The following is a 7,834-nucleotide window of genomic DNA, read 5'->3' as shown; positions in this document are numbered from 1 at the left end:
CATCCTGCTGGAACGGGGGGCCCGCGGATGGCGGCGGCTGCGTTATCAGATGGATGATTTCTATGTGTGGCTGTTGATGCGAACATATAACCCGGCCAGTTTGCGGAATCGGCGTCTCCATCAGCTGGAGCGCGTTCAATTCTGGATCTCGCGGGAGGCCTTTTTAAGACGCTACGGGACGTCCTGAGGGATCGAATGGGGAGACATAGTTTGGGGACGGCGGCCGAAGGCCGCCGCGACATCTTGGTGCTTTGTCCGTTTTTGATTTGGGGGTTTTTAGGGGCGGTGCGACGGGGCCGAAGGTCCCCCCGCACCGCCCTATCTCCACGGCCCTCTGGGCCGTAGGGAAGGGGGGAGAAAGGGGGGAGGGGTCATCGCCTTCCAGACCGGCTTCAGTTCCCCCGATCTCCGGTTCCTAACTGGACAAAGTATTAGCCATCCCGGTTTTTAAGAAAGAGCGTCTGGGGCGATGGGCTGGCAACGGGTCTTACTCATACCGTAACGCCACGATGGGATCCAACCGCGCGGCGCGCCAGGCGGGATAGAGGCCGAAGAACAGCCCCACCGCTGCGCTCACCCCCACCGCCAGGATCACGGTGTCCATCCCGACGACCGCCTGGACTTCCCCCTGGCTGAGCGGGCCGATCAGCGAGGCCAGGGCCATCCCTGCCGCGGTGCCCATCGCGCCGCCCATTAGGGTGATCAGCACCGCCTCGGTGAGGAACTGGATCATGATGTCCCGGCGCCGGGCGCCCACCGCCTTGCGCAGGCCGATCTCCCGCGTCCGCTCGGTGACCGAGACCAGCATGATGTTCATGATCCCGATGCCGCCCACCAGCAACGAGATGGCGCCTAAGGCCCCCAGGAAAACCGTCAGCACGCTGGAGATCTGCCCGAAGATCGAGACCAGCTCGAACTGGGTCAGGACGGCGAAATCGTCTTCATCCTGAAAGCGGATCCGATGCTGCTCCCGCAGGGTCTCGGTGATCGCCCGCACGATGGCGTCGGTGTATTCCGCCCGCGCCGCCTGGAGCATGATCCCGGTGACCAGCGGCTCGCCGGTGCGCGGATCCCGGGCGTCATACAGCATCTCCTGAGCCACCGTCAGCGGGATGAAGGCCAGATCGTTGTAATCGCCGAAGGCGCTGCCCCCTTTATCGGACATCACCCCGATCACCCGGAAGGGGACGCCGTTGATGCGGACGGTCCGGCCGATGGGGTTGGCCACGTCCGGGAAGAGGCGGCGGGCCGGGGTCAGGCCCAGCACGATCACCCGGGATCGGTTGAGGATGTGGCCTTCCTCCAGGAAGCTGCCGTAAAGGGGACGCCAGTTGCGGGCGGGGGCGTAGCCGGGCGTGGTGCCCAGGATCACCGTCACTGCCTCTCGGCCCTCGCTCTCGAGGGGGCCGAAGCGCTGGACCACCGGGACCACCGCTGTTGCTCGACCTTGCACGGCCCGTTCGATCGCCCGCACATCTCGCATGGTTAGGGAGGAGATATCGCGAAGCGCCGCCCCGGCCGGATCCGCTTCGGTGGCCGCCCGTGGGATCACGAAGATGAGATTGGTGCCGATGGCGGCGAACTGCGCGTTGATGTAATACTGCACGCCCCGGCCGATGGCCACCATCGCGATCACCGCGGCCACGCCGATCAGGATGCCCAGCAGCGTCAGGGCCGCCCGCAGCCGGTTCGAGGCCAGAGTGTCCAGGGCCTGGCGGACGTTTTCCACCCAGAATCCCGTGCGCAAGGCAGGCCTCCAGCGGATAGGAAGTGGGTTCCTTCTGGATTCTCATTTTAGCTCGGAGTTCCGCCCCCGGCTGCGCGCTCGTCCGCCAAGATCGTGAAAGAGCTTCCTCACCTCTCCACTGTTTTTCCTGGAGGTGCGCCATGGCTCGCTTTCGTTCCCCGGTGGTGTGGGTGGCGATCCTGAGCCTGCTGGGACAGCCCTTCGCGCTCCCTCCGAGACCGCTCCCCACCTCGTCCGCCTTCCTTCCGCCTGTCGTCTCCTCCTTCGAGAGCCCCCTGCCGCCGCCGACGCCTCCTGCACTCCCCTCCCCGACCCCGCCGGCGGCTCCGCCGTCTCCGGTTCCGCTGCCCCCTCCGGAGGCGCATCCGGTCATCCCCGGGACCGCTGTGCGCTTCCTGGAGGGCCGGGTCACCGTGGAGGTCCCGGCGAAGGCTCCCATCGCCCAGATGCGCTTGGAGGTGCGGGAACAGCGCCGTCTGGGAGCGGGGCAGGCGGGGATCGCCCTCGCCTTTGATCTCACCGCCACCGATGCGCAGGGCGCGCCGCTGACCCGCTTCGCTGAGCCGCTGACGATCACCCTGCGTTTAGGGGAGCTGGTGAACTGGGCCTCCCGACCCGACGGGCTGCGGCCCTGGGTGGGGTATCTGGACCCCGCAGCGAACCGCTGGCTCCCCATCACGCCCACCTTCCTGGATGAGGCGGCGGGGATCGTGGCCTTCCCCACCGATCACCTCTCGGTGTTCGGGGCGGGGACCCAGGGGACCCGGGTCAGCGGCTGGATCCTGAACTTCAACGACACTCGGGTGGACCGGTTCTCCGGGGCGCTGATCTGGGAGCATCCCTTCGATCTGCCGCCGGGGCCCGGCGGCATCCGGCCGGACCTGCGCCTCTCCTACAACAGCCGCCGGCTCGATGGGGTGTTGACCTGGGCCCAGTCGGATGGAGTGGGCTGGGGCTGGAGCCTGGATGTAGCGGAGGTGCTGTGGCGGAATGTGAGGCGGTGCTATGACGGAGCGAATTTCTATCTGTGCTGGGATGTCGTCCCTCTGCTGGCGCTGAACGGGGAGGCGATCAAGCTGGTCCCGGAAACGGCGCTGCCGGATCGAGCCCAATATCTGGGGCCGGGCTCGACGCCCATCCGCTTCCGGGCGGAGGACGACCGGTTCTGGCGGATCGTGTGGAACCCAGGGGCAGAGAACGGGTGGTGGGACGTTACGCTGAAGGATGGCACCCGTTATCGGTTTGGGACCACCTCGGACAGCCGGCAGATGCTGCGGGGGAGCATCGGGCCATGGACGGGCAGCGGCTGGACGACGGGAGCGGCCACGGTTCGATGGCGGGTGAAGGAGATCGTCTACCCCAACGGCGTAACCGTGACCTTCTCCTACGCGGAGCAGACCCTAGCCCAGCAGTGTGAGGTCTTCCGGGCGGCGGGGCTTATCGGCAGCAGCGAGAACTGCTTCGGGGATGACCCGAACTCGGAGCGGGCGAGCTATCTCACCGGGATCGAGTATCCGGGGACGCGGGTGCGCATCGTCTGGGACCGGCGGTGGAACGGCAACGGGCCCAACGACGGCTTCGGGGCCGAGGCCTACCGTTGGGATTTCGCTGAGGCGGGGCTGGCGGTCATCTTCTGGCAGACGGACGCGGTGCAGAAGGTGATGCTGTAGCGGCGGCGGGGGGACGGGACGTGGGCCATCTCGCGGGAATGGCGCTTCACATATGGGACGTTCGTTCCGGAGGATGAGGGGAACAAGCGGCTGCGGATCCTGACGGCGCTGCAGGAGTGGGCGCCGGAAGGGAACGGATGGAGGGCCCTGCCCCCCTTCACCTTCGGCTATCGCGGATACGCCAACAAGGACTGGTGCAACATCTTCGCTCAGCATTGCAGCGAGTGGGATCAGGCGCGCTTCTTTTACCCCCGGCTGGTGCGGCTCGACAACGGGTATGGGGGGGTGATCGAGGCGGATTACGGGACCCCCGATGGCGGCCACTGGCACGCGAAGAACTATCGGGTGGCGTGGCGCAGGGTGACCGATGGGCTGGGAGGCGGATGGCGGGAGGTCTACGCCTATAGCGATGATCCCCGGGGTCGATGCTACCTATTCTGGGGCGACGACCAACAGGGATGCACCTGGCCGGACGCGTTCAACGGCCCCACCGGCGGCCGCTTCCTGGGCTACCGGGAGGTGTCCGTCGTCTTCCAGGATCTGAACGGCGCGACGCAGAAGCAGGAGTGGACCCGTTTCGCCCTGCCGGAGGGGCCTACGAACGACCCCTGGCCGGCCCGGGGGCGGATCCGGGAACATCAGGTTCGGGATCCCGGCGGCGTGCCCCTCCAGACGGTGGTCTACACCTATGGGATCTCCCCCACCGTGGGCGGGGCGCACTTCGTCTTCCTCCAGCGGCAGGACGCGACGGTCGACGGCCGCACGGCGCGGGTCGAGTGGCGGTATGACGCGTATGGCAACGTCGCCGCGGTTTTTGAGCACGGCTTCCTGGACTTCTCTGGAGATGAGCGCTCCACCCATCGGGGCTATGCGCCCAACCTCAACGCCTGGATCGTGGATCGGGTCGCCTGGGAGAACCTCTACGAGGGGATCACCGAGAACGTCGGCGGGCCGGCCCTCCGGACGCAGACCCTGTTTTATTACGATGGGGCGGCGGCCTATACGGCGCCCCCGGTCAAAGGGCTGCTCACCCGGGTGGATCGGGGGAGGGGGGATTGGGGCTGGGTCGTGGAGCGGGCGGGGTATGACGCCTGGGGGAACCTCACGGTGATCACCGACGCCCGGGGCTACACCACGACCTTCGGGTATGACGCGAGCGCGGTGTATCGGGTGTGGGAGCGCAACGCCCTGGGGCACGTGGCCCGCTACGAATACTACGGCCTCAACGAGAGCGACCCGGGATCCGGGCGGGGGCCGGTGGGGGCGCTGAAGCGGGCCGTGGACCCCAACGGGGCGGCGACGGCCTATTCCTATGATCCCTTCGGGCGGTTGCGGACCGTCGTGCGGCCCGGGGACACGTGGGAGTTTCCGACGGAGGAGTGGCGCTACTACGACGGGGTGGACCGCCCCTTTACGGACCGCTGGCCGCTGATGATCGTCCGGCTGGTCCGAGGGACAGCAGGCCGGGCCTGGTGCAGCGGAGGCCTGGGGAGCTGGGAGCGGCGCTTTTATGACGGGCTGGGCCGCCCGGTGCAGCTTCACGCCCCCGGGCCGGGATGGAATTGTTCCAGCGGCGGGCAGGAGATCGTCCGCTTCATCCGCTACGACGCCTTAGGACGGGTGGTGGAGGAGAGCCTGCCGTATTTCGTCCCCCAATACGTTTACGCTACAACCCCGGATGGAAGGGTGGTGACGCCCTATCGCGCCCCTGACCCTGCCGCGCCCCGCGTCCGCACCACCTACGACGCGCTGGGACGGCCCCTGACGGTCACCGCGCCCGACGGCGCCGAGACCCGCCTGGCCTACGTGGAAGGCGGCGTGCTGCGGCGGGACGCCAACGGCCACCAGACGCTGCAGTGCCGGGACGGCCTGGGGCGGTTGGCGGAAGTGTTCGCCTTCCGAGGGACGGTCCCAGCCCCCACCCTTTTGGCGGAACCCCTAACGGTCGTCCGGTATCGGTATGACGCGATGGACCGCCTGACCGACGTGCGGGATCCGCTGGGGAACCGCATCCGGATGGCCTACGATCCCCTGGGCCGCAAGGTGCGGATGGACGACCCGACGATGGGGACATGGCATTATCGCTATGACGCCGCGGGCAACCTGATCGCCCAGGTGGACGGGCGAGGGTGGGCGGTGAACTTCTACTACGACCCGCTCAGCCGCCTACGAGGCAAGACGTATACGTTCCCGGTGGGGGACGGGTCGACCTACACCCCGCCGCCGGATCCGGGTCCGTCCGGGTATGCGGTGGGATACGCCTACGATGAGGCAGGGCATGGGGCCTCGGTGGGCCGGCGGACCCGGGCGTGGACGGCCGAGGGGGTGGAGCGGACGTGGGCCTACGACGCGCGGGGACGGGTGATCACCGCCACCCTCCGAGTGGACGGGACGACGTGGACGCAGGGGTGGGCGTATGACCCGATGGACCGGCTGGTGCGGCGGATGGACCCGGATGGGGAGGCGCTGCAGATCGCCTACGGGCCGCATGGCTGGCCGGTGAGCTTGAGCGGGTGGGTGACGTATGCCCAGAACGCGGCCTACAACGCGGCGGGGCAGCGGACCGCGCTCACGCTGCTAAGCGGGGGGACCCTGAGCCGGGCTTACGATCCGCAGACGCTGCAGGTGAGGCGGATCCAGGGGCCGGGAGTGGACCTGGCGTATGGCTACGACAGGGTGGGGAACGTGGTGCGGATCACGGACACGGTTCGGGGGGAGGTGTGGGCTTTCGGCTACGACGAGCTCGACCGGCTCATCGCGATGAGCGGGCCGGTGGCGGGGACGTGGACGCTGGACCCAGGGGGGCGATGGCTGCGGCGGACGGAGGGGGCCTCGGTTTGGGTGTATGAATACGAAGACGAGAGTCCGCGGCCGCCGGTGACGGGGACGTATCGGGTGTATTTGCCGCTGGTGGCCCGATCCATAACAGCGCGCTGCTTAGGGGAAGAGTGGCACAGGGCGTGGTCGGGGGAGGATCGGGGGCGGTCGTGGCGGCTGCGGGCGGTCAGCGACGGGACGGCCCTGGGGTATGACGGGAACGGGAACGTGATCACCCGGACGGTCGGCGGGGTGGAGTGGCGGTATGTCTACGATCCGGAGAACCGGCTGAAGGAGGTGTGGCGGGGGGCGGAGCGGGCAGCGGCCTTCCGTTACGACGCGGACGGCGGCCGGGTGGAGCGGTTGGTGGACGGTGTGCGCACCGTGGTGGTGGACGAGGGGTATGAGGTGCGCAGCGGAGGGGTGCGGAAGGTTTATCGGCTGGGAGGGGAAGCGGTGGCGGTGCGGGAAGGCGGGCAGGCGTGGGCGGTGGTGGGGGATCCCTTGGGCAGCGTGACGGCCGTCGCGCAGGGGAACACGCCGGTGGCGTCCGCACGGTATCTGCCGTATGGGGCCCTGCGCTTCGAGAGCGGAGCGTTCCCAACCGACCGGCGGTTCACGGGGCAGCGGTGGGAGGCGGGGCTGGGCCTCTACGACTACCGGGCGCGGTTTTACGACCCATACCTGGGCCGCTTCCTGCAGCCGGACCCCCTGGTGCCGGAGCCGGGCAACCCGCAGGCGCTCAATCGGTATGCGTATGTTTACAACAACCCGTTGCGCTACGTGGACGCCGGGGGGCATGCCCCTGTGGTGCCGCTGCTGATCGCCGGCGCCCTGCTCGTGCTTCGGGTGGTGGACTATGGCTGGACTGCCTACGACATGTATCAGGCCGGGCGGACGCTGGCCGACCCGTTGGCCACAGACGAGGAGAAGTGGGTGGCCGGACTCAGCGTGGCGCTCTCCCTGGGGCTCGAGGCGGCCGAAGCGGAGGACTGGCTGCCGGTCGCGTTGCCGCTGGACGACCTGGTCCGGCGTGCGATCACTCTGCAGAGCAAGAACGACCCGCAGGCTTTGAAGGCCTTCGTTCGTGAAATTCGCGAGAAGATGGGCGGGGCAGCTCCACAGGTGATTCGGCATCTGTATGATAGGGGTCTGTTCCGGGGGATTCGCAAGGCGGGGGAGTGGGAGAGCATCCTGGAGGGGGTGCGCGGGGCGGCGGGCCTGGACGTGCATCACCGGATCGAGAGGAGGTTTGCGGACAAACTGGAGTTGGACGCGGACGACATTCCGGCAGTGGTGTTGGATCGGGCGTATCATCAGCACGAAGTCACAGCGAGGCTGTTGAGCATCTTGCCGACTGGTCAGGGGTATACTTTGCAAGAAGTCTGGGATGCTTATAAAAAAGTATACGGCAAAGATTTGAAACGGCGGGATTGGCTAAAAGCCATCTGGCCTTATTTTAAGGCAAAGGGGGTGAGGCCATGAAGCGACGGATGTATCTGGGTCTGTATTGGGGGGATGAATTCGATGAGCCCCCGAAGTCCCCGGAACAAAAGATGCGCGATCGGGATCGGGTCAAAGAACTGCTGGAGCGCATCGG

Annotated in this window: 4 protein-coding genes; 3 read left to right on the top strand and 1 reads right to left on the bottom strand. The window is 67.5% G+C overall.

Going from position 1 to position 7,834, the window contains the following annotated elements:
• Nucleotides 1-187 (top strand): hypothetical protein (locus tag NZM16_RS00090; RefSeq protein ID WP_295477644.1); only part of this gene is annotated, 187 nt, incomplete at its 5' end.
• A gap of 300 nt (nt 188-487) precedes the next feature.
• On the opposite strand, the gene NZM16_RS00085 is transcribed toward NZM16_RS00090, so the two are convergent.
• Complete coding sequence (locus NZM16_RS00085) at nt 488-1,747, bottom strand: ABC transporter permease (protein ID WP_295477641.1); 1,260 nt, start codon at nt 1,745-1,747, stop codon at nt 488-490.
• A 140-nt stretch (nt 1,748-1,887) separates the two neighbouring features.
• On the opposite strand from NZM16_RS00085, the gene NZM16_RS00080 reads away from it, so the two are divergent.
• A complete protein-coding gene (locus NZM16_RS00080; protein WP_295477638.1) occupies nt 1,888-3,417 on the top strand; it encodes a hypothetical protein in 1,530 nt (509 codons plus the stop codon).
• Between the two features lie 285 nt (nt 3,418-3,702).
• Complete coding sequence (locus tag NZM16_RS00075) at nt 3,703-7,719, top strand: RHS repeat domain-containing protein (protein ID WP_295477636.1); 4,017 nt, start codon at nt 3,703-3,705, stop codon at nt 7,717-7,719.
• The last annotated feature ends 115 nt before the right edge of the window (nt 7,720-7,834 follow it).

It is taken from the genome of Thermoflexus sp. (assembly GCF_025055495.1).
Taxonomy (GTDB): domain Bacteria; phylum Chloroflexota; class Anaerolineae; order Thermoflexales; family Thermoflexaceae; genus Thermoflexus.
Note: the sequence above shows the minus strand (reverse complement) of the source record. Positions and strands in the feature narration are given on the sequence as shown.